The 22,749-nt window shown below is 52.0% G+C and carries 18 protein-coding genes; all 18 read right to left on the minus strand.

Annotated features, from left to right (window positions below):
* Positions 1-8 precede the first annotated feature (8 nt).
* Positions 9-2,576 carry a T9SS type B sorting domain-containing protein gene (locus tag GGR28_RS19370; protein WP_183496448.1) on the minus strand — a complete coding sequence of 856 codons (2,568 nt, stop codon included), beginning with the start codon at positions 2,574-2,576 and terminating at the stop codon, positions 9-11.
* Positions 2,577-3,056: 480 nt separating this feature from the next.
* Complete coding sequence (pseC, locus tag GGR28_RS14090; protein ID WP_183496449.1) at positions 3,057-4,244, minus strand: UDP-4-amino-4,6-dideoxy-N-acetyl-beta-L-altrosamine transaminase; 1,188 nt, start codon at positions 4,242-4,244, stop codon at positions 3,057-3,059.
* Complete coding sequence (gene pseB / locus GGR28_RS14095; RefSeq protein ID WP_183496450.1) at positions 4,241-5,263, minus strand: UDP-N-acetylglucosamine 4,6-dehydratase (inverting); 1,023 nt, start codon at positions 5,261-5,263, stop codon at positions 4,241-4,243. Before pseB ends, pseC begins: the two co-directional genes overlap by 4 nt.
* 941 nt (positions 5,264-6,204) lie before the next feature.
* The gene (locus GGR28_RS14100; RefSeq protein WP_183496451.1) at positions 6,205-8,175 is read right to left on the minus strand and encodes an acyltransferase family protein; all 1,971 of its coding nucleotides are present in this window, start codon (positions 8,173-8,175) and stop codon (positions 6,205-6,207) included.
* Positions 8,176-8,307: 132 nt separating this feature from the next.
* Positions 8,308-9,552, minus strand: a complete 1,245-nt coding sequence (locus GGR28_RS14105; RefSeq protein ID WP_183496452.1) for an EamA family transporter — start codon at positions 9,550-9,552, stop codon at positions 8,308-8,310.
* Complete coding sequence (locus GGR28_RS14110; protein WP_183496453.1) at positions 9,549-10,808, minus strand: glycosyltransferase family protein; 1,260 nt, start codon at positions 10,806-10,808, stop codon at positions 9,549-9,551. The genes GGR28_RS14105 and GGR28_RS14110 overlap by 4 nt, the downstream gene beginning before the upstream one ends.
* Before the next feature lie 38 nt (positions 10,809-10,846).
* Positions 10,847-11,536 carry a sugar transferase gene (locus GGR28_RS14115; protein ID WP_183496454.1) on the minus strand — a complete coding sequence of 230 codons (690 nt, stop codon included), beginning with the start codon at positions 11,534-11,536 and terminating at the stop codon, positions 10,847-10,849.
* Between the two features lie 2 nt (positions 11,537-11,538).
* Positions 11,539-12,756 carry a polysaccharide biosynthesis protein gene (locus GGR28_RS14120; RefSeq protein WP_183496455.1) on the minus strand — a complete coding sequence of 406 codons (1,218 nt, stop codon included), beginning with the start codon at positions 12,754-12,756 and terminating at the stop codon, positions 11,539-11,541.
* Between the two features lie 19 nt (positions 12,757-12,775).
* Complete coding sequence (locus GGR28_RS14125) at positions 12,776-13,912, minus strand: LegC family aminotransferase (RefSeq protein WP_183496456.1); 1,137 nt, start codon at positions 13,910-13,912, stop codon at positions 12,776-12,778.
* Positions 13,909-14,541, minus strand: a complete 633-nt coding sequence (locus GGR28_RS14130) for an acetyltransferase (RefSeq protein WP_183496457.1) — start codon at positions 14,539-14,541, stop codon at positions 13,909-13,911. The genes GGR28_RS14125 and GGR28_RS14130 overlap by 4 nt, the downstream gene beginning before the upstream one ends.
* The gene (locus GGR28_RS14135) at positions 14,538-15,698 is read right to left on the minus strand and encodes a glycosyltransferase family 4 protein (RefSeq protein WP_183496458.1); all 1,161 of its coding nucleotides are present in this window, start codon (positions 15,696-15,698) and stop codon (positions 14,538-14,540) included. The genes GGR28_RS14130 and GGR28_RS14135 overlap by 4 nt, the downstream gene beginning before the upstream one ends.
* Positions 15,691-16,908, minus strand: a complete 1,218-nt coding sequence (locus GGR28_RS14140) for a hypothetical protein (RefSeq protein WP_183496459.1) — start codon at positions 16,906-16,908, stop codon at positions 15,691-15,693. Before GGR28_RS14140 ends, GGR28_RS14135 begins: the two co-directional genes overlap by 8 nt.
* Positions 16,905-18,107, minus strand: coding sequence for a capsular polysaccharide export protein, LipB/KpsS family (locus GGR28_RS14145; protein ID WP_183496460.1), 1,203 nt, complete (start codon positions 18,105-18,107; stop codon positions 16,905-16,907). The genes GGR28_RS14140 and GGR28_RS14145 overlap by 4 nt, the downstream gene beginning before the upstream one ends.
* A gap of 1 nt (position 18,108) precedes the next feature.
* Positions 18,109-19,221, minus strand: coding sequence for a glycosyltransferase (locus tag GGR28_RS14150; RefSeq protein WP_183496461.1), 1,113 nt, complete (start codon positions 19,219-19,221; stop codon positions 18,109-18,111).
* Complete coding sequence (locus GGR28_RS14155) at positions 19,218-19,898, minus strand: HAD family hydrolase (RefSeq protein WP_183496462.1); 681 nt, start codon at positions 19,896-19,898, stop codon at positions 19,218-19,220. The genes GGR28_RS14150 and GGR28_RS14155 overlap by 4 nt, the downstream gene beginning before the upstream one ends.
* A complete protein-coding gene (locus GGR28_RS14160) occupies positions 19,895-20,962 on the minus strand; it encodes a Gfo/Idh/MocA family protein (RefSeq protein WP_183496463.1) in 1,068 nt (355 codons plus the stop codon). Before GGR28_RS14160 ends, GGR28_RS14155 begins: the two co-directional genes overlap by 4 nt.
* A 50-nt stretch (positions 20,963-21,012) precedes the next feature.
* Complete coding sequence (locus GGR28_RS14165; RefSeq protein ID WP_183496464.1) at positions 21,013-21,897, minus strand: NAD-dependent epimerase/dehydratase family protein; 885 nt, start codon at positions 21,895-21,897, stop codon at positions 21,013-21,015.
* A gap of 2 nt (positions 21,898-21,899) precedes the next feature.
* On the minus strand, positions 21,900-22,673 hold the full coding sequence (locus GGR28_RS14170; protein ID WP_183496465.1) for an acylneuraminate cytidylyltransferase family protein: 774 nt from the start codon (positions 22,671-22,673) through the stop codon (positions 21,900-21,902).
* Positions 22,674-22,749: the final 76 nt, after the last annotated feature.

A 22,749-nucleotide genomic window follows, 5' to 3' on the forward strand; every position in this document is an offset into this window, starting at 1 on the left:
CAAAATCCCTAGAGGACTAAATGGACGAGTCCCGACCGTTGGATTTCCGTTCCGTCGGACAGGCGAATAGCCAAGTGATACACGAAGACTTCGTTGTTCATCATTTCACTCTCCTCGGCCCCCGCCGCCTGGCCCCGCCAACCTACCGCCGGGTCATTCGCCGGAAATTCTTCGTCGTGGAAGACGTGATCACCCCAGCGGTCGTAAATATCAATGGATTTCACGGTGGTATTAGCCTTTCTGGAAAATACGGTGAAGGCGTCGTTCACCCCGTCGCCGTTGGGTGAGAAGGCATTAGGAATATAAATTACTTGGCTTGAAGTAATCAGGATACTGGTGGAATCCGTACTGAGGCACCCGGTTTCCATATCTACTACTTGCAAGTAGACTGGGCCCGATTGAGCTACGAACACACTGGGGTTAGCGCAGTCTTCGCAAAGGTCGAAATCTCCCGTCCAGCTAAAGTCAAACCGGGTAGAATCACTTATGCCGGTATTCAATTGTACTACAGTACATTCCGCAACGCTGAACGATTCTGGCAAGTCGATTACCGGGCTTTCGGCTAGGATGACTACGAAGCTATCCGTGGTGGTGCAACCGTTATCCGAGGTAAGGGTGAAGGGGTAAGTTCCGCTTTCTTCAACAACTCTGGCCCCGGCAGTTGCTATGTCCGCCCAGACGAGAGATGCCTGGGGTAAAGTTTGGGGTAATATGACCTCCGTTCCGCACACCAGGGTGTCTCCGCCTATAACCTGAGGGGGACTTTCGGCCGTTACTTCAATGTCTGCCGTTTCGCTCTGACAATCCCCCCGGCTTATCCGAAGTGTGTACGTACCGAATGTCGTCGTAGAAACCGGAGTTATCGTAACCCTTGGCGAACTGCTCGTAAATTCAGCGGGGCCGGTCCAGTAGAATACGGCCTGGGTATCTGCCGCCGGAGCGGATAGCTCGAGGGTGCTTCCGATGCAACTGCTTCCCGATCTGACAATTTCGGGAACGGCCAGGGTGTTCCCTTCCCCGATTACGAAGCTGCCATCAATGTCTCCGGAGCACCCGGTGTCCGCAGAAACCGATAGAAACTCGTAGTCCCCTGCATCTAGTCCGTCGATCCGGAGGGCTCGGCTGTTATTGACTTCGGCTTGTCGGGACCTTACCTGACCGTCAACCTGGTAACTAAACTGGTAAGAGCGGCCGGCCAAGAATGAAGGGTGGGTGATTATGAGGGCTCCGTCACTTACGTTGGTGCAAGCGGATTCATCCTGAACGGAAACGGCGAAGGATTGTGGGTCGATTTCTTCCGTTTGCTCGACAACTACGGTCACTACCTGAGCACAGCCGGTAATGTCGGTTACGGTTACCTGATGATTGCCTCCTGAAAGGCTGTCCGCCCGCTGCGTCCGCTCGCCGTTATCCCAGGCGAATGTGTAGGTAGATGGATCTCCACTCACCTCTGCCACTCCCTGGCCGTTTTCATCGGAGCACGTAGCGGCCCGCGTCTGCTGCCCCGTAACCGATTCGGGGAAGCTCCCGAAGGTAGGTAGTGCACCTAGTAGACTTGGCCGGCTGTTGGTCGGAAAAGTGTAGGCTTCATATTGTACCTCGCACCTGTCCGCCGTTTCATTCGGGGCATTGATCCTGGCCAACCCCGTTATGGGGCTTCTATTGAAATTTACGAATACGTTTGCCCAGTATATCTTACCGTCGGGGCCCAGTAGCAGTCCGCCGCTACGGCCGTTGTGGGGGGAGGTGGACACGGTGGCCAATTTGCCGGTAACAAAGTCAAACTGCCGAAGCCGCTTTTGAAAATAGTCGCTGTAGTATAATTTCGATCCATCCGGAGAAAAGGCTAGTCCGTAGGTCCATTCCATATCGTTACCGATCAGGGTCGGCACGGGATCTAGAAATTCGCCCGTGGAAGGTTTAAATCGAATGTATCCCATGGGACACTCCGAGCCATCTTCTTTATTGGCAACCGCGATGACCAGTCTTCCTTCTTGATCGTTGTCTTTGTAATAAGCAAACCTGGTTTTTGAAATGGGATCACCAGCTCTAAGGTTACCCGGAAAAAACTCGGCCAAGTCGTGGGTCGCAAACAGACTAACCCCTGCGGCCGTCACTTCGAACTGCAGTATTTTATTGCCGATTCGCTGGCCAACGAACAGCCAGCTCTCCTTGCTGATGTCATCCTTTGGCATGGCAAATATTCCCTCCGTTAAGTTTACATCCGTACCTACTAATTCAATATTCTTTTGGCCGACCACTACATCTCCCAAAGGTTCGGCGGCAGACCCATTCCCCGGGAGATCCAAATCGATCTTTGTGTAAAAAAGGGTGCGGGGCGGAGCTATCGTCTCATCTTCACCGTAAAACAGATAGTAAGATCTACACCCGGCGGGATCGTACACTACGGAAGTGCCGTACATGTTGGACGGCGTACCTCCTAAACCACTACCATTAGGCATGATGCGGTGGCTACCGTCTATTACACGTTGCCCATCGGAATAGAAGATCACATCACCCGTCGAACCCTCGGAAATGATAATGTTGTTTTCCTGCAGCTGAAGGGGAAAACGCACGTTGCTATAGTCCGAAGGTGTGTTATCACGCAAGTCAAATTGAATGCCCGTGCGTGCTCCATTATCCCCACCGCCTAGGAACCACGTGTGTTTCGAAAATTGCGCATCAAGGGAGGTAAAACTTCCGACACAGAGTAGAAGAATGACAGCGTATGGTAATTTCATCTAGTAAGGGATGAGTGAATCTAAAAGGAGCTATTCTAAAGAGAACGCGTAAAAACCAAGAGGCTAATGAAAGTTACCTTAGGTCTAAAGTCACTTTAACGAAGGGGTTAATGATTATTATGAACGACAATCAAAATTTAGTAACGCCGGTCGCTAGATTTCTTGAACGCTACACTTTGGTCTACATCGCGGCGTATAAAGTCCGTTAGAGGATTGATCCCAGGAATTGCGAATAGACCATGTACCATAGGGGCTGCTTTATGCAATAGCAAGGACTACCCCGTTATACCCCAAATCCGTATTCTCGGTTCTTAATCATTCCCTTACAAACTCCTTTACTTTCGCAATGACGAAATCCTGCTCCTCCTCCGTAAGGGTCGGATACATGGGCAGACTCAACCCCCGGGCGTAGTAAGCTTCCGACTTGCTGAGATCAGCCTCCCCGTAGCCGATGTCCTGGTAATAGGGCATGGTATGAACCGGCACGTAATGGACCTGGGCATAGATCCCGTGTTCCCGGAGGTAGTCGTACAACCCGCGCCGATCAGCTACTTCGATAACGTATAGATGGAAGGCATGGCGCACGTCAGAGCTTGGCACTCCGTGTACTTTCATTGTCCCGATAGCAATCGGGACGGCCCCGCCCACAAAGGCCTTGTCGTACCGCCGGGCGATCTCCTGCCGGCGTTGCATACCTTCTTCCGCCCGGGAGAGCTGGCTTATGCCGAGGGCGCAGAGGATGTCGGGAATGCGATAATTGTAGCCGAGTTGCTGCATCTCCATGTACCAGCCGCCGTGGTCGGGGTAGCGAAGGTTGCCACGGTCGCGGGTGATGCCGTGGGTACGCAGCACCTTTAGTCGTTCGTAGAGGGCCTCATCGTTGGTGGTGATCATACCGCCCTCCCCGCTGGCAATGTGTTTGACTGGGTGAAAGCTGAAGATGGCCAGTTCGGCGTAGGCGCCGTTGCCGCACCACTGCTGTACTCCCTGGCTATCGGTAAACCAGCCCCCGGGGGCGTGGCAGGCATCCTCAATAATCCAGAGGCCGTGCTCGTCGGCCAGCGCGCGGTAGGATTCCAGATCGACCGGATATCCAGCAAAGTCAACGGGAACGATGCCGTGGAAGAATCCCTTTGGCCGGCTTTCAATCAGCTCGCGGACCTTATTGATATCGAGCGTTAGCGTTTTGGGGTCAATGTCTGCGAACCACACCTCACCGCCGCAGTAGCGCACGCAGTTGGCGCTGGCGGCAAACGTAATGGGAGTGGTAATGACGCGGGTGCCTTCGTTTACGTCCAGGGCTAGTGCACAGAGGTGAAGCGCGGCCGTACCGTTTGCAACGGCAACGGCGTATTTGGATCCGATGTAGGCGGCGAACTTTTCCTCGAATTCATCGACCCGGGGGCCGGTGGTGAGGTAGTCCGACCGGAGGGCTTCGGTGACGGCGGCAATATCGGCCTCCGTGATGTTCTGGCGGCCGTAGGGGATGGAGTGGGACGTCATACCGCGAAATTAGGATCTACGTGGGCGGTGATGAATCTACGCAATTCCTCGACCGTGACCCACTCGGTATTGGTCCCGGAGTTGTAGCTAAATCCGTTCTCGACGAGTGTGGCACCAAATTCCCGCTTGAATTTCTCTAGGTCCCAGTTGGGTACCGACGGGATGATCGCATAATACTTACCCATATCGTAGGTGTAGAAGCTATCGCTGGGCGTGATCATCTCCTCGTGGATCTTTTCTCCCGGCCGAATGCCGACCACCCGCTGTTCCATATCCGGCGCAACTGCCGTTGCGACATCGGTGATCCGGTAGCTAGGAATTTTCGGAATGAAGATCTCCCCACCCCAGGCACTGGCCAGCGCGTGAAAGACCATATCCACTCCCCCATCGAGGCTGATGTTGAAGCGCGTCATGCGCGGGTCGGTGATGGGCAGGAAGCCCTCCCCTTTTTTCTTGATGAAAAAGGGAATGACCGAGCCGTTGGAACCCATCACGTTCCCGTACCGTACTACGGAGAAGCGGATGGGGTTCGTGCCGCGGATATTGTTGGCGGCAATGAAGAGCTTGTCGCTCGTCAGTTTCGTGGCACCGTATAGATTGATGGGCGCGCAGGCCTTATCGGTGCTCAAGGCAACGGCCCGCTGTACGCCGGTTTCGAGGCAGGCGTAGATGACGTTCTCCGCCCCGCCGACGTTGGTCTTGATGCACTCCGAGGGGTTGTACTCGGCCAGGTGCACGTGCTTCATTGCCGCAGCGTGGATCACGTAATCCACGTCCTGCATCGCCCGGACGAGGCGCTCCCGGTCACGAACATCCCCAATAAAGAAACGGATCGCAGGATACTGGCTATGGGGATATTCCTGCGCCATGACAAACTGCTTCTGTTCGTCGCGACTAAAGATCACCAACCGCCGCACGTCGGGCCACCGGGCGAATATGCGCCGGGTGAGGGCTTTGCCGAGAGAGCCGGTACCACCAGTAATGAGGATGGATTTGCCGCTGAGGTTAAGTTGTTCCATGAGCCAGCAAAGTTAGCCAAAATCCCTTCAGGACTAGATGCCTATGTCCCGACCGTTTGGTTTCGGTTTCATCAAATACGCGAATACCCAAATTGTACAAGTCGACTTGCCAATTCATTTTTGCACCGTTTGCAGCCAGCATTCACAATCCTTACCAACTAGCGGTCGGATTATTTGTAGAGAAAGCTTTATCGTGAGATAACTCGATGATAAAACTGCTCACTATAGAGCTCTTACAACCAATGCTTGTTTCTACCAGGAACTGACTATAATTGCCTGCTGCCAACTCGTCAATACGCAAGCTTCCATTCGTACTGACAGCGGTTTGCAGGGCAGAAAGCCCTCCTTTCCAATGTCAACTTTGAGCAAAGCGCATATCCCTCGGTAAATTTACATCGATACCTGCTAATCTAATTTTTTTGGCCAACATTACATCTCTTTGTGGCTCGGTAAACAAATCTATTATTTATGAAGCTTTAATTCTATTTAATATGGTATAGGGGACGTAGCAGAGCTATGGTTAGCTCTCACCCACAAAAGATGTAGTGATTCGCGCCCAGCAGGATCAAATGCTATAGCTGTGCCATATATTTTGGGTGGGGTCCTCCCAATGTCAGTGCCACTGTGCATAATACGGTGGATGTCGCACGATACGTTGGCCTTCGGATTGGAAGATGATTTCACCCTTCGAACCTTCGGAAGTGATGATGTTGTGTTCCTGTAATTACAACTTACATTGCTGTAACCGGTAGGCTTTCTATCGCATAGACCGAATCAGATGCCGACATAAAATCCTTCGACATCGCCACCCAGAGACCAAGTGTGATCGGAAAATCGGGTGTAGTCAATAAAAGAATACTGTGGGAGTGGACAAAGTGTCGTTCTCTGGCCCGTGTAAATACACTCTGGTTCTCCGATATATCCGCTCCAGCTACTCTCTACTACTTCACCCGAAATTTATCCAATCCTTCCAGCCAGCCCACCGAATCGATCCGTACTCCGTAAAATTTGGATCCGGCCAGAGTATGGTGACCAGAATCGTACAGGTATTTTTCGAGCTGGTCGTTGATCATGAAACACCTTTCTGCCAAAGAATCGCACATATACTCAAGACGGTTGACGATAAGGAGTTCAGTGTGATTAGCCTGTAGATCTTGTAGGCGCCGGTCAATTTCACGCTGCTGGTGGCTGTCCTGAACAAGTTCTTGGTAGTAGATACTGTCTACACGGTCAACTAAATCGGGAACATCCAGATTATCAAGATGGTCTTCACCAAATAAGGCTTCCTGAACGATGCGATCGGCCGCAGTTCTGAAGCCTACGTTGGTGAACTTAAACTCCCCGGTCATCAACACTGCGTTTTTGTTGTCCTGTTCGAGTTTATCCAGTATGATGGGCAAAGCATCCAAGTCCGCATCGTAAAACCAAGTAGCGATTAGAATGATATCGGCCTCCTTGTAATTGGGCGAACGATATATTTTGGCGTTTGGGGCGGTCATGTTTTTTATTTGGACCCCATACCGTGCCAGTTGAAACTGCTGGGCGATCCGTTTACTATGGCTTATATCATTAAACATGTCCTTAGAATAAGAATTACCAACTACAAGGATTTTTGGTCGCTGGTCCTTTAAGTCAAACCACAGGGTGTTGTCAAACGCATTGCCATCAACTCCGTAATCATCGTCATTTGCCAAGTTGATCAATCCTGACCAGCTCTCCTTTCGCAAGGCAGTATTGTCTGGTTGGTAGTTCCTAACAACTAACTTTTTTATCGAATCTCTTTGCTCGTAACCATTAGTCAGCATCCCCACCGTCCCAATAGTGAGAAACACAAGTGATCCAATCAGAGAATAGACGAATACAGCTTTTCTGTCAAACTTTTTTTTATTTCGAAAAGGATTTTCTACAAATCTCCAACTTAGGTACGATATCGGAAAGACCGCCACTGACAACAGTAAAAGCGTATTTGCGTCGGGGACGGTTACACTCTGATAGCGAAAGAAAGCAAATATTGGCTGGTGCCATAGATATGCACTGTAGCTTATTAAACCAATAGTGACCAAAGGTTTGATCCCCAAAAGCTTTCCAACCCAGGTCTCAGTCGAAGTGAATACCACTATAAGCGCGGTCCCAACTGTAGGCATAAGGGCATATACTCCTGGAAAAGGTACGGATTCGTCGTAGTAGAATACGGAGTATCCGATCATTAGTAGCCCTATCACCCCCATACCCTCGTTCGCCGTCTTACTGGACAACACATTTTTCATCAGCCTCTTATGATAACAAAATAGGAACGCTACAATAGCACCGATCGCTAACTCCCACCCCCTAGTCGGTAAGAGGTAAAAAGCTGCATCGGGATGTGCTATGCTTCCCCACTGTGCAACGACTAGACTAACGACCGTCAATCCTAGCAATAGAATAAAGATCCACAGCTTTTTAAAGCTCCATACGGCCATAAGGAAAAGTGGAAAGAACACATAGTATTGTTCTTCGACCGCAAGTGTCCAGGTATGCAACAGTGGCTTGAGCTCACTTAAAGTATCCCAGTAATCAACTTCTTTCCAGAAGAGTATATTTGACCAGTACGTAGAAACCGCTACCAAGCTCTCGGAATAATCTTTCATATCACTGGGCAGTAGCCATGTCCAGGCAAAGGGCAAAGTACAAGTCAAAATCAAAAAGAGCGCAGGAAGGATTCTTCTCGCCCTTCTTTCATAAAAATTGATGATCGAAAAGGTTCCTTTATCTAGCTCGGTAGCAATAATTGTCGTTATCAGGTATCCGCTAATGACGAAGAACATGTCTACCCCCACAAAGCCCCCACTACACACCATAAACCCAGCATGAAACAATATCACCGGGACCACTGCCAAGGCCCGTAAGCCGTCAATTTCAGGTCTATACTTCATTTACCAAACGATTATTACCCACTAACACGTGTGATTTAATAGACATCGCAAAAACAGAGAATCTATTTTTCTAACACCTGCGCCTGAGTGATCAGGTGATGTCAAACTTCAAGATGGAATCCTAGCAAGGAATCATTTACAAATTATAGATTTCAAATGCGACCGCACCGCCAAAGGTATCAATCCTGACTGAAAATTCAGTTTATCGGCCTGACTGAGGTAGACCCCCATCAACACCCACAACCCCCGAAAATTCATCACGTCCTTAAAGATGCTCGCGATCAGGAAGAGGAGGAGGAGGACGGCAACCGGGGTGAGCGCAGCCGGGCGGTAGTACCAGAACACGGCTACCAACATTAGTAATCCGAGGAGTCCGAACAGGCCGGTTTCGGCGAATGCGCCGGTCCAGGCGGAGTGGGGGTCGAAGCGGCCGAAGTTTTCGGGCAACTCGCCGGGATGCATCGCTTCGGTAGAGTGCCGGTATAGTTGTCCGGGACCTACGCCCAACCAGAAGTGTTGCAACCCTACGCGGATGGCAACGCGCTTGATGGGGGTGTACACGCTCTCCACGATCGTCCAATCACCGTACTGCAGCAGCGCTTGCCCGTTCGTGTAATTGTCCGCTTGCTGCGTACTTCGCTCGGAAAGCAGCAAGTAATGGGTGCCCAGCACTAAAACGGCGGTGAGTGCGGTGGCCACGGTGTACCGTAAGACTGCGGGTAGGTCAGTAAGCAGTACCGCTCCGGTAACGGCCAAGATAACCTCCTTACTTAGGGTGGGTAGCATGGCCAGTAGAAGCAAACCGACCGGCCACAGCGCCCCCCTTTGGTTTCGGTAATCGTCAAAGGCGAAAATGAATCCGGGAAGCAGAAGCATGACCCACATGCCGTAAGTGACTGCCGTTCCGCGCAGCCGGTGCACCCCGCCGAAGTAGGGATAGTCCGGGAAGGTAGCCACCCAGTTGAGGCGATCGGGAACACCCGAATAGATCAATCCGAGGTACAGTAGTCCAATACCGGCAACCGCTACCGTTCCCCACTTCCACCAGCCAAGCAGGCGTTCGCGCCCGAATTGGCGGAGGTACGCCAGGGTAAGTGCACCCAGAACTATCAAGTACCCCCGCGCTCCTGCCTCAAGCATTGCACCCGCGTTCCCCGCCCAAATGGCAGACGAGAAATTTGCCAGTAGGTAGAGGGCAGCCGCACCGAAGAAATAAGGGTACGCCCTGATTGTTTCCCCAACCTCGCGACGGAACAACCAAATCATCCAGACGAAGAGCACCTCCGTAAGTTGAACTTGCTGAAGGGGTACGGGCAGGGAGAGTAATCGGGGAAAGAGGGTAGCCACCGAGTAAAGCGGCAAGCTGTATCGCTTCAATCCACCGGAATTTTGCCACGATTGTTACCCACTGGTTTAGACTCCAGGTAGTGGGCCATACGCTGTAGATTGACCGACCAGGGTACCCGCCCACCACCGTTTCGCCACTGCTGGTAACAGCCGAGGATCCAATCCGCGGGCGACTCTCCGACGGCATACGTATGCCCCGCCCTGGTCCCTTCAACTATTTCCGTCAACTCAGGGTCGGGCGGGCCATTGACCAGCGCGAGTATCGGTCGGCCGGCGGCCAGGTAATCGTACAGCTTGGCGGTGAGGACGCCGTAGTAATTGTCCGCGGACCAGTTCAGTAGCAGCAACAATTGCGCTTCCTGTTGCAATTTTTGCGCGGACGCAGGAGCAATGTAGGAGCGTGTATTGCAGTGTATTTGGGGATGCAGCGCTTTTGTCCACTCATTCCACAGCAGATCATCCTTGCCGCGGTAGATCAACTCGACGGCATCCGGATCCACGGAACCGGCAGTTACCAGCGCATTCAGGGCCCGGACCAGGGGTCGGATCGATTGCAGGTCCTCGTATAGGCTGCCCGTATAGACTATGGTGAAGCGATCCGTAGTCGGGGAGGTGATGGCCGGGGGAAGTGCGAAAAGCCGGTTGCGACGAATGCTTGCGCCGGGGTGGAGTTCCCGTAGGTACTGGACCTGTCCGGCGGAGACGCCCCATACTTCATCGGCGGTGGCAATGATCCGCCGCGCCCACCAGCGCTGCAGGGCGGGCCACCAGACGTCCTTGCGTACGGGATCGGCGTGCAAGTCCCGGAAATCCGCAATCCAGTGGAGGTGGGGAAATTTCTTCTTCAGTCGACGAGCCACCAAATGGTCGCTCCAGGGTCGGAAGGAGGAAAAAATGGTGCGTATCCCCTCCGCTTCGATCAAGCGGACGGCCTCGCGGTAGGCGTCCCGGCGGTAGAGGGGACCCCCGTCGTCGGTCAGGTAGAGAAAGGGAAAGGACTGGCGGAGGCGGAGCAGGGGGCCCGAGAACTTGCGGCGGTAGCTGTCGTAGGGCAGGGTTCCGGCCGGTCCGGAACCTCCGATCAGGGAGCGTAGGTCTTTTGAGGGCAGCGGCACGACCGTCATACCCGGAAGATCTTCACCGGTAAATTTTCTGTCCCCGCGTATTACGAAGACGCGCTGGTAGTGCTGTTGTGCCCAGGTAGCTAAATGACCGAGCCGGCGACCGGCGACGGCCGGCCGGGGCGGAAAGTAATTTGTGAGAAAGAGGATCTTTTCCGCCGGCACGGTATGTATTGTGATTCTTACAAAGGTAAACGCAACTTCTACCTTTCCTTTACGGAGTGGACGGTAAACACCGGCACCTCCGGAAACGCCCGGTAGACCATATCTGAGTCGGGCTGTAGGATCACCCAGGCGGTCAGAAACAAAATCTTTAGATCCACCCAAAACGACTGGTTGGCCTGGTACCACTCTTCCACCCGGCCCTTGTGCGGGTAGATAACGTCGCGGTAGTACGCCCAAGTGTCTTCCCCACGGTCCCGTACCTCGGTGATCAATTGTTCTTCGTCCCGGAAAACGATGCTTCCGATCCCGGTTATCCCCGGGTGAACGTTGTAGATCACCGCCTGAACCGACTCAGGATACTGGTCGAAGCTCTTTTGCATCACGGGCCGTGGGCCGACAAAACTCATATCGCCGAACAACACGTTCAGTAGTTGGGGCAATTCGTTGATTTTGGACTTGCGCAGGAAACCACCCATCGGGGTGATTCGGGGATCCTTGGCCGTAGTGATGATTCCACCCTTCATATTGGGGCTGTCCTTCAACATCGTAGCAAACTTGTAGATGTTGAACAGCCGGTTGCGGTACCCTACCCGCTCCTGAAGATAAAATACGTGCCCTTCTCCGGTCAGCTTTAACCCGATGACGATCGGAATCAGTAGCGGACTTAGGATAATAAGGGCTAAAAGCGCAAAGAGAATATCGAAAAATCGCTTAATAACTGGGTACATGCCTACATTTTCTGATCGAGGGAGCGACCGGTTTCGATGTGCTCAAAGTTAGGCACGAAGTCGGCAATCAATTTGACGATTGCCGACTTATCTATTTCCATATCCTGGAACAAGGCCGCCAGTTTAGCAAACATCACCTCGATGTCTCCGGCCGATTTGCGGGGCGCATTACAAATCACGCCAAGCTGCTCGAAGCGGTCGCGGTCGATCTCCTCACCCTCCGTAAAGAACTCCTCGAATTGTTTCTCACCGGAAGTATTACTGGAGAAAAAGTAGACGGGGTAGGTCGTGCTGTCGGCAGTCAATTCCGAAGCCCGGTGGCGCGCTTCCTCCTCGGTGGCACAGAGGGCCGGTGTGTAATTTCCGTATTCCCGCAAAAAATCTTCCGCGATACTGGAAAAGGTCCGCATCTGCTCCTCCCTCAGGTTAGGGAAAATGATCTCACCGCTCTTTCCCAGGATGCACGCCAGCAAACAAAGCTGGCCGGATTCTTCGGGAGAGACAAAGTACCTTCTAACGTCACTGGGAGAACTCAGCGGCTGCTCCTTCATCATACGCTCCATGAAACCAAACAGGAGACTGCCGTTGGAGAACGCAACGTTGGCAAAGCGGGCCGTGGTGATTTTCAGTCGGTCGGAGTACGCCAGGATGACTTCCTCCATCATCTTTTTGCTGGCCCCCATCACGTTTACCGGGTTGGCGGCCTTGTCCGTCGAGACGCAGAAAAAGTGCTTCGGCGGATAGGCTAACAGCAACTCCAGTAAATGACGTGCCTTGAGCACGTTGTTGTCGATCATGGCCTCGATAGAGTAATGATCCTTCTCACTGCGGACGTGCTTGTGGGCGGCAAAGTTGGCCACGATATCGAAAGGGCCTTCGTTCGCCATTATTTTGGCAAAGACCGGGTCACCGAAATTGATGGGGTAGGGTTTGTAGTCATCCGGTACGTTCAGGTCGGCGGCGGAGCGCAGGTCCCGGGTCAATTCCGTAAGGCCGTTTTCATTGGTGTCAACCACGTAGAGACGTGCCGGTTTGAACAGGAGCAGTGCCCGAATAAAGGAAGCGCCGATGGTGCCGGCTCCTCCTATCACGAGGGCGGATTTACCATCAATCTCCCGGGCGAGTTCCCGGTCGTACTTCGCCAGATCAGCCGCAAAAAGACTTTCCTCTCGCTCAGTGACGTACTGCTTAATAAATCTATTCAGGCTAAAATGCTTCATACTTGAATTGGGGTGAGACTTAAGTCCGGTAAAATTCGCGGATGGTGGCGACAACCTCCTCGAGTTCGGCATCCGTTAGCCCACTAGAGCTGGGAATGCTGATGGCCGTAGCGTGTACCCGGGCCGCGTGATCTTCTTCGGTGTAGTAAGAAAGCGACCGGTACATCGGTAACTGGTTCATGGGAGTCCAAAACGGACGGGACTGTACCCCCCGCTCGTTCAGGTAGGTCAGCAGTTCCCGCATCCGCTGGGTACGGAAAGTGAATAGCCAGCAGTTGGGGTCGACGCCCTCGGTTACCCGCTGGAACGTGATGTCCCCTACCCCGCCGAGCCGTTCGCGGTAAAAGGCATCCATGTGTTTCTTACGCCGGATTAGCCCGGGCAATTGTTCCATTTGGGCTAGCCCAATGGCGGCAAGGACGTTGACCAGCCGGTAATTGTACCCTACTTCGTCGTGAAAATAATCCAGGGGGTCCGTCTTTGCGGTCGTGGTGAGGTGCTTGGCGTGGACGGCCAGATCTTCCTTTTGGGTGAAGATCATCCCGCCGCCTCCGGTAGTGATGATCTTGTTGCCGTTGAAACTGCTGGTTCCGAAGATGCCGAAGGTGCCGGCGTGCCGACCCCGAAAGGTCGATCCAAGGGCCTCTGTGCTGTCTTCGATGACCGGCAGGTGGTGTCGTTCGGACAGTGCCGCTAACCTGTCCATGTCACACATATTACCCAGCACGTGCACGGGCATGATCGCGGCAATTCGACGGTCGTCCGCCTTAAGGTAGCACGCAGCCTCCTTCACGTAAGTGTCCTCTTCCAGGAAGCGTTGCAATAGGTCGAGGTCCAATTGCCAATTGTCCGGATCGATGTCCAGCAACAGGGCTTCGGCTTTGGTGTAGGAGATCGCGTTCAGGGTAGCAACGAACGTCAGATTTGGCGCTAGTACGTAGTCGCCGGCTCCGATGCCGAGTAGATTCATCGCCGTGTGTAGCCCGGCAGTACCGTTCATGCACGAAATGGCGTACCGGCTGTCGGTGAATTTGGCGATCGCTTCCTCAAATTTTCCCACGTACGCTCCGGCGGTGGACACCCAACCCGTATCAAGGCACTCCTTAACGTATTCCCATTCGTTGCCGGCCAGGTGAGGGATGGAGAGTGGTATCATAGTTTTTCTTTAGCGGGGTTACCATAAACGGTGGCATACGCGGGGACATCGCGCAAAACTACGGCTCCGGCACCGATAACCGCCCCCTCTCCAATACGGATTCCCGGCAGTACGGTAGCACAGGCACCTACGAAGGCACCCTTGCCCACCCGCACGTTACCGGTAATCACGGCCCCGGGTGCGATGTGCGCAAATTGCTCGACCGTACACTCGTGTTCTACGGTAGCCCCCGTGTTGATGATTGCTCCATCCCCGACCACCGCCAGGGCATTCACAGTTGCAAACGGAGCGAGCAAGACCCCCCTTCCCAGGGTAGCGGACGGGGAAACGCGGCAACTCGGATCTACGGCGGCAAGCGCGGGAGAAAACTTATTTCTCAAGAGCGCCGCAGTTACGCGGGCTCGAATTCGGTTGTCCCCGATCCCACAAAAGAAGGTCGCGGATGTCAGGAGTTCCTTTGCACGTACGGAATCCTCCGAACCGAAATAAGTGAGCTTATGGGGATTGATTGTCTTGGCCTCCCTGTCGCAATATCCGAGGAGTCTGTGGCCGGAGGCAAGCAGGGTATCGGCTACGACGAACCCGTGTCCGGAGTAACCAACAATGATGACTTCAGTGTCGTCACTCATTCGGCCAGTAAACTACGGTACCGTTGCAGGATCAATTGATGGATTACCCGGCGGTCGAAGTTCGCCTCTACTTTGTGGCGGAGGGCACGGGCCATTTTCCGACCCTTATCTTGCTCGGTAAGTACCTCACGCAGCACCGCTTCTAGGGCAGCGGCCTGGCCAACCGGGAATGTCCGCCCCGTCTCACCATCCGTCACGATATCGATATTTCCGGGGATGTCCGAGCATACGATCGGACACTCCATGGCACCGGCCTGTAGGGGTACGTTCGGGAACCCCTCCCGGTAGGAGGCGTGCACCAGCACGTCGGCTACCTTCAGGAACGCCGCCACATCATCGGTCCAGGGAACGTGTACGATATGCGGGTCCGAGTCGATCTGGCTAATTGCTCCGGGCGGCAGGGTTTCTTCCGGTCGTTCCCGTTCGAGGGGGCCGACTAGAACCAGGTGCAATTCCGCGAAGTCTGTTTTGAGTCGGACAAAGGTTTCCAACAATTCCGCTATTCCCTTATCCTGGACAATGCGACCGATCGCCATGATGTAGGTCGCACCCGCTTTATACCCGATTTCACGGTGAACCGCAGCGATGGATTCCTCCGTTATCCGATCGGGTGTGAATACGTTCAGGTCGATGCCATTCGTAGAGCCCTCTCCAATTAGGGATAGCTTCCGTTCCGGGCAAAGGTCGTTTTCCCGCATGAAGTTCAGTATCCCGTGGCTGTTGGGCCACACGTGTTGGGCCGCGCTGTAGGTCAGCTTTTCCATCGCGATCAGCAGCTTGCGGCGGTTGCCCATTGCGGTCATGAAGGGTAGTCCGGCAATGGTATGTATGCGCACGGGCACCCCGGCAATCTTGGCGGCCATCATGCCGAGCAGTCCGGCCTTAGGGGTATGGGTATGAACGATGTCCGGCTTGATTTCCCGCATGAGCCGCACCAGCTGCGCCAGACATTTCAGGTCTTGCAGTGGTGTGATGGCTCGGGTAAAGGGGATGATGATGTGCGGACACTCTTCGCGCGCAACGACGAGGTCACGTTCCGGTCCGTCGGCGCTGCCCATGGTAACCTCGAACCCGTTCTCCGATATAAATCGGGACTGTCCGGTCAGTAGAAGGCGCAGGCTGATGGGGACCGTGGTGAGGCGAAGCAACCTAGGCATTATTGGAAGATCGAGGGACACTAAAATAAGACTGGGAATAATTCCTGAGAATAGGGAATAGGGCAAGCGCGATCCAAAATACCGTGAACCTGAGTCCCATATGGGTTACTCCGTAAGCAAATATGGGCAGGGAGTAGACGATCACCGCTACCTTCAGGCCGCTGAGCAGACTCACTATCAGAAGACCGAAGAGCACCGTACCAGGTATTCCGTAGCAGAAGATGATCGTACCGATCGAGGAGTGCATCTCGTGATTGTCAATATATGTATCGAACCGGTTGTAGGCTCCCTCCCCCGCTCCGAGAATCAAATAACCGGGATGATTAAAGATTCGGTCATAGCCACGGTACTCAAACTCAGAAACTCCGGCTTCTTCTCTCACCGAGGTATCCAACCGATACTGGTACCGTTCAATGGTAGTTTGCCCGAACGAAGTTGTCAACATCAGCACGACCCCAATTACGACCGTACTCAAAATGCCGAGTAGGCGCCGCAGGCTAAACAGTCCGCTTTCGAAAAAGTATATCCCGAACAAAATGGTTATCGAAAGCAGGGCAGCGTTGGAAATACTAACTGCGGCCATGTAGAGGCAGCTTAACATCAGCATAAGGACCGTCCACCGGGGAAGGTCGACTACCTTTTGCAAGAGTAGAATTATTGTGGTGCAAATAAGACTGAAGTAACCTAATTGATTTGAAGTCTTAAAGGTTAGGGATCCTCGAATATCATTGAATTCCGTGAAGAATTGCCCCAGACCAACTGCAATCACCACACTTGCGATAACTCCGAGTAGCGTAGCTTTAATAAATTGGTGTCGATACCGGACGTAAAGGCCGATGGCCAACCTGAACACAAAATAATTGTAACCGTAAAACATGGTTATTACGAACCACGGCAATCCCTTCGTCTCCAGTCCGAAGTTCGCAACGAAGACCGAGAAGTTCGCAACCGTAACGTAGCCTAGAAATGCAAGGAAGATCCCATTTACTCGGGAGAACGAGTCCGTTAACTTAAAACTGCCCGTATAGTAACCTATGGGTAGTAGCAGGGCCATGAAGATGTCGGCAAACTGCGGAGACCCCGAAGGGAAGTAGTAGATCGGGAACATTCCAAGATAGACAATCCAGGCCTTGAGCATTCCAGGATAGGAGGACCAGGAGAACAATTGCGTAGCATTGTTCAGCCCCATGGGAGTCTCGATCCGGTTCATTTGCACTTAGCTAGCTGGTCGGCAATGTGTTCGGCCGAGGTTCCGATGTTACCTATGCTGTTTTTCAGATAGGCGTGGGCATCCGGGGAAAGTGCCGTTTGCCTAATGAACTGATGCAACTTTTCCGCGAACTCGTCATCGTCCAAAACAAGCCCGGTTGCGCCGCCGCTTTGCACGTAATTAAATACGAAGCCATAATTCGGGAGGCTGAGCACTCCCAGCGGCTTACCCATGAGTAATGATTCAAGCCCAACCGTTGAAGCTAGCACAATAGATACGTCAACCACCTTTAGGACGGCAAAAATGTTTCCTTGGACCAGACTGACGGTCTGTTGCCAATTCCCGTTATTGATAATTTGTTGGACCGAGGCTGCGTCTTCCCGGGGATGAAGCTTGATCCAAATCCTTCCGTTCACTCGCTCGACTACGGGAACGGCTTTAGTCAAGAAGCGCCGAAGCAAGTCTTCTTTCTCCTCCGAAGTGCAAAATCCTTGGTCATCGATGGGATTAGAGAACAGCCCGAGTGTTATGTTTCCCTGCGGGTATTTATCCTTCAGGTCGTCGATTTCTGTAGCGAAAGACTGACCACGGATGACGTCGAATCTGGGGCAACCCGTCACGACTACTTTAAAATCCTTTCCGGATAATGTTTTCTCAAAGTAGGTTCTGCTTTCGGCTCCCCAGGCGAAGAGATATTTGCTTCCCATGCTCCCGTAACCTTTTCCTTGCTCGGCAGGCTCATTGGGCAGTGGAAAACGAATCCCCTCCTGTAGTAGGCAAAAGGGAATATTTTTACGGTGCAGGCTTTTTGTAATGAAGTTGTTTGGGTACGCAAAATCATTTAGCAACATCAACACCTGTGTTTGCCCATCTGCAAACGCCCTGTTCCAGGCACCGCGTACATAAGTGTACCAGACCATACGCTGTACCGCTGTCCGCTTAAAACTTGTACTACTTCCCAAAGATTTTTTACCCGCCGAGGTCTCCAGTCCGAGTCGTTTAAACCCCGGTAGGACGATTAAGTCCACCCCCTCCTCTGCAATACTCGCGCGGGGGGTCTCCATCCGACGAAACTCACACAGTGAGATCACCCGTAAAGTGTGCTCTCCCCGCTGCTTTAGCACCCTAATGATGGGTTTCACCATTTGCCAATGATGGTTGGGATTAGAGATGAGAAAATCGATTCGCTTGGTGTTCATCCTACAGGAATTCGAAATATGACCGGATGGCTTGATCCGTCTGATACCGCCGAACTGCAGCCGGTGCTGCTTCACGAAATTTATTCCTAAGCGCGGGATTTTCGAGCAGCATCTCCATGCGTTGTGCCAGTGCAGTGTGGTCTCCGACAGGAACGAGAAATCCGTCAATGCCATCAGTGATCAATTCACTTGGCCCGGTTCGGCAGTTCGTGCTTACACAGGCCGCACCACAGGCCATAGCCTGTACAAGAACACCAGGCAGACCTTCATGAAGGGATGATAGCACAAAAATGTCCGCTCGAGCCATGTACTTATAAGGGTTCTTTTGATACCCCATCAGGATTACGCTGTCCTGTGTTTTAGTTACGCGGATTAGATTTTTTATATCGTTCAACAATGGCCCATCACCCAAAATTAGCAACCGCAGATCATTGTACTTACCATTCTGAATGAGTTCAGAAAATGCGCGAATTAGCGTTGGATAGTCTTTTTGGGGAACAAATCTTCCTACTGCAACAATTGTACGATAGCTATCAATTTGGAACAATTGATCTATCAATTCCTCTTTTTGTTTCATTAATTGGCCATCAATGAGCGGATTACGAACCACTTTTAGGCGGGTTCGTGGAAGCGAAAGCTCCACTTCCAATTGGTCCAGAATACCGTGTGAAACGGCGGTCACCCACTTTGCCTTTTGGTAAAAGGTGCCCTTCAGCACCTTTAGCGTGGCTTTCTTCACAGCGCCCTTATGTGGTGGGAATAGACTACTTCGCTCAGAAAGAACGACTGCTGGGAGCCCCTTGCCAATCAATTGCTTTACCACGCCCGCCACGATGTTCGTTCCTCCACTCGTTGAATAGAGATAATCGTAGGCATACGTCTTTAAGTGCCTATATAGCGGCAGTACCATCCAGTAAAGCGACTTCGCACGAAAATTTATTACATCAACATCTTCCGGAATACCATCCATAAAGTCCCCTTCTGCCCGCATGACACCCAACGAAACTATGAACCTTTCCCGATCAAAAAATTTAAGTAATTGCCAAGTAACCCGATCTGCTCCACCTTTACCCATTGTTGGACGGATAAATAAAATCTTGATTTTGTTTTTCATTTGGAATTAGCATTGACAGGAGACAAAGCTTCAACCATTACGTTAAGATCCTGTACAGCAAGGACGTTTCCTTGTTTCCAAAAATCGTGCATATCCGGTGTATCGACGGCAACAAAAAAGAGGCCCGTTTCTACGGCGGCTTGGTAGTCCGTGACCGCATCGCCAACGAACATCATCTCATCCGAAGAATACCCATACTCACGCTGTATGCTTTGAACAATGCTCGCTTTGGTTTTCGGGCTTCCCTCTACTCCAATGAAGAAATCTTGAATATCCCGCCGGTTGACGATAATTTGAAGTTCGTCTTCGGGAGTTCCGGAAGCGACGAAGCTCTGGATATCGTGGCGTTGCAACTTCTGCAGTAACTCCGGTGCCCCAGGAACGAATGGAGCCTGTACTACTCGATCGAAAACCAGTTTACTAAACTCGGCACCTAGTTCGAGACTTTTGGCCTCGCACAGGGATTCCTGAAACAGATGCTCATAAATCCACTCAAACTTCGTGTACCGGGATATCCCCTGATTCTCCAGATGATGCTGAAGTATCTGTTCGGCAAACTCCGGTCGGTGGGAAAACAGGGCCGGAAAGGCTTCCGATTTGATTCCTGCCGAATCGAGGATGACCCCGTCGAAATCGAAAACTACCGCCCGGATCTGGTTGAAGGATAAGTTATTCATTTCTCCACGGTTGAGAGTAGTTTTTTGTCAATCGCCTTACCTACTCTCTCACTAAACGTTACTACGAAGTCGATTTCTTCTAGCGGAGTCGGTGACGGAGCCAGTCCCTGCAAGTATTCGTCGAATTGTAGAATGATACGGGTGTGAGGTGATACTCCCCGTGATTTATTTCTAAAGTAATGCACCCGGTCCTTGACCCCGGCGAACACCCGCTTCAACGAATCCATCCAAATGATTCCGACGGCCCGACGCCGTTTGGAATCTATTGAATCATCGACGAACAACATATCCCCGAGTACGTCGATCGTGATCATTCCCTTTGAACCGATGATTTCTATGTACCGCTTATTCATTTCGCAGTTGCTCGAATAGTGATAGGTGGAGAGAACGCCCTCGTTCTGGAGCGTGAAGAGTACCTCTTCCGCGGGGGCACCGGGAAGTGCCGTTTCTCCGTGATGCACCACCACATTCGTCAGCTCAGACCACCCCGCAAAGAAGTGGGTGATGTAAAGTTCGTGGGGCATGGTTTCGTACCAACGTCCACCGGGAAGCTTATGGGACCAGTGCGAGTTCCCCACCAGCATCCGGTCACTATTGGGATGGGTGAGAAAATAGCGGTTGATACGGAGAAGCTTTCCAATCCGGCCGGAATCAACGACTGCTTTAGCTTGCTGTATAGCCAGCGAGTACTTAAGGTTATGTAGCACGGAAATCTTTGATGGGCTGTCCTTCAGCGCGGCCTTAATCTTTTCCCACTGATCGATATCCGTAACCAGGGGCTTTTCTACAATGAGATGCTTTCCCGATGCGATGATTTTCATCACGATATCGAAGTGAGTCTGTGGCGGAGTGCACACATCCAAAACATCACATGCCGTAATAATTTCCTCAATATCGGTATACACCTCAGGGATCCCGTACTTGGCCGCTTTCGCTTCGGCAGCTTCCCGTGAAATATCAAACACTGCGTAAGGGGTGCTGTGCTTGGCCTTCTGCCAGGATTTAATGTGGGTATCTGAAATATGGCCACAGCCAATAATTCCAACCTTGTTGTTAGTACTCATTTTCGTCGATTTACGTAGTTCTTAGTTTCGCGCTACCCTTAGGATGCGCATTATTTTTGTTGATTCTGTATGTCAGCGATTAGCTCAATCAGGCCCTGGCCCATGTCGACGTACTCATTCGTGACCATTTTTCGACCCAGCTTAGGGGTGTAGGAGTAGGGGGTTATGCTATAGTGCCCACTGGTTTGCTCCCGATCGCCGACAAAATCGAGGGTGACCTTACGGTCTAGTATTTCTCCGAACATTTTGAACAGGTCTGAGATTGCCAGGTGATCATTGCCCGTGATCACGTAGGTTTTATTGGTCGTTTCCTCCCGGCGATCGATCACTTGTGCGCTGAGCTTAGCGGCATCAAGCACGTGAATGTACTCCCGACGATCGCTCGAGGTGCCGGGGTAGGACATTTCGGTTTCGTTCATGTACCGATAAAGCAACCGGTAAACCCCATTAGCCATATCCGTCCGTGTACCGTACAGACTCCCGTAGCGCAAAATGGTATAGTCGAGACCGTAGCGATTCTGAAATTCCTCGACGTAGGATTCACAAGCCTGCTTGCTGCAGCGATAAAAGCCTCCCTCACGGCTGAACACGTACACACTGCTACCAAACATGAACTGTTTTACTCCGGCGTCCACACAGGCCTTGAGCAAATTCACCGTACCCAGTACATTGATTTCTACCGTATCGACGGGGCGGGTTTTTGCAGCATTAAGGTCGGCCAAGGCGGCAAGGTGATACACGTACTCCTGTCCGGCAACGGCTTTCTCTACCGAGGCCTTATCCGTTATGTCACCAAGTATCATTTGCTGATCATCCCGAAGATAGGGTGAAGGCACCCGGTCGAATAAACTGACCTGATGACCTTGCATAGAAAGTGCATCGGCGATGTGGCTACCGAGAAAACCGGAGGCACCGGTGACGAGTACGTGAGCCATAATTATTTTTTGTAACGATCAAGGGATTCCGGTAACACCGGCTTAGACTTACTCAGGCGATCGGCAACCTCCTCCGGGTGCTTGACCCACCATTCGGCGACTCCCATATCAAATAAGGTGTGAACGTCTCTCCCGGTAACCCAGGGTCGGATGATCGGTGCAGATTTTTTTCCCATCCACCACCAGGGATTAGGGCCGTCCTGCGCGTTCACCGTGTACTTTCGGTACACCCACACTCCCTGATCGTAGTAGTATGCTTTTTGGTAGGATTGTCTTTCCGTCGAAACCTTACGCTCCTTATCCCCGTATGGCTCCAATAGCCCATCCTGGGTGATTTCCATAGCCCGCAGTGGGTGGTCGTCGGCAGCTTCCCACACCGTCATGCACGAGTCCAATTCTGGATGGTCATCCAGCAACTGCAGTGCAGTGTCGATGGTGGGGCCGTCGATCATAACGGTATTTCCAAGAAGAAGAACGACGTTTTCCAGGTTTTCAACATTGGCATCGACCCATTGGGTGGCGTGCTTAATGACATCACCATGATTGATGTGATCTCCTCCCAGTTCATCAGGTCGTTCTATCACCGTTGCCCCCAACGCACGCGACGCTTCAGCAATCTCCTTGCCGTCCGTAGATACGAACACCGCATCGATTTTTATAGCATCCTGGGCTGCCTTGATGGGATAGTACACCATTGGCTTACCCAATACGTCGTACACATTCTTGTTCAATATAGATTTGGATCCCGCACGGGCGGTCACAATGGCAACATTCATAATAAAAACTTTATGTGAACAAATTGATAATGATTCATACTCTAATAAAGTCTTTGACAGAATAGACTATGTACAT

This window comes from Neolewinella aquimaris (genome assembly GCF_014197245.1).
Classification (GTDB): domain Bacteria; phylum Bacteroidota; class Bacteroidia; order Chitinophagales; family Saprospiraceae; genus Neolewinella; species Neolewinella aquimaris.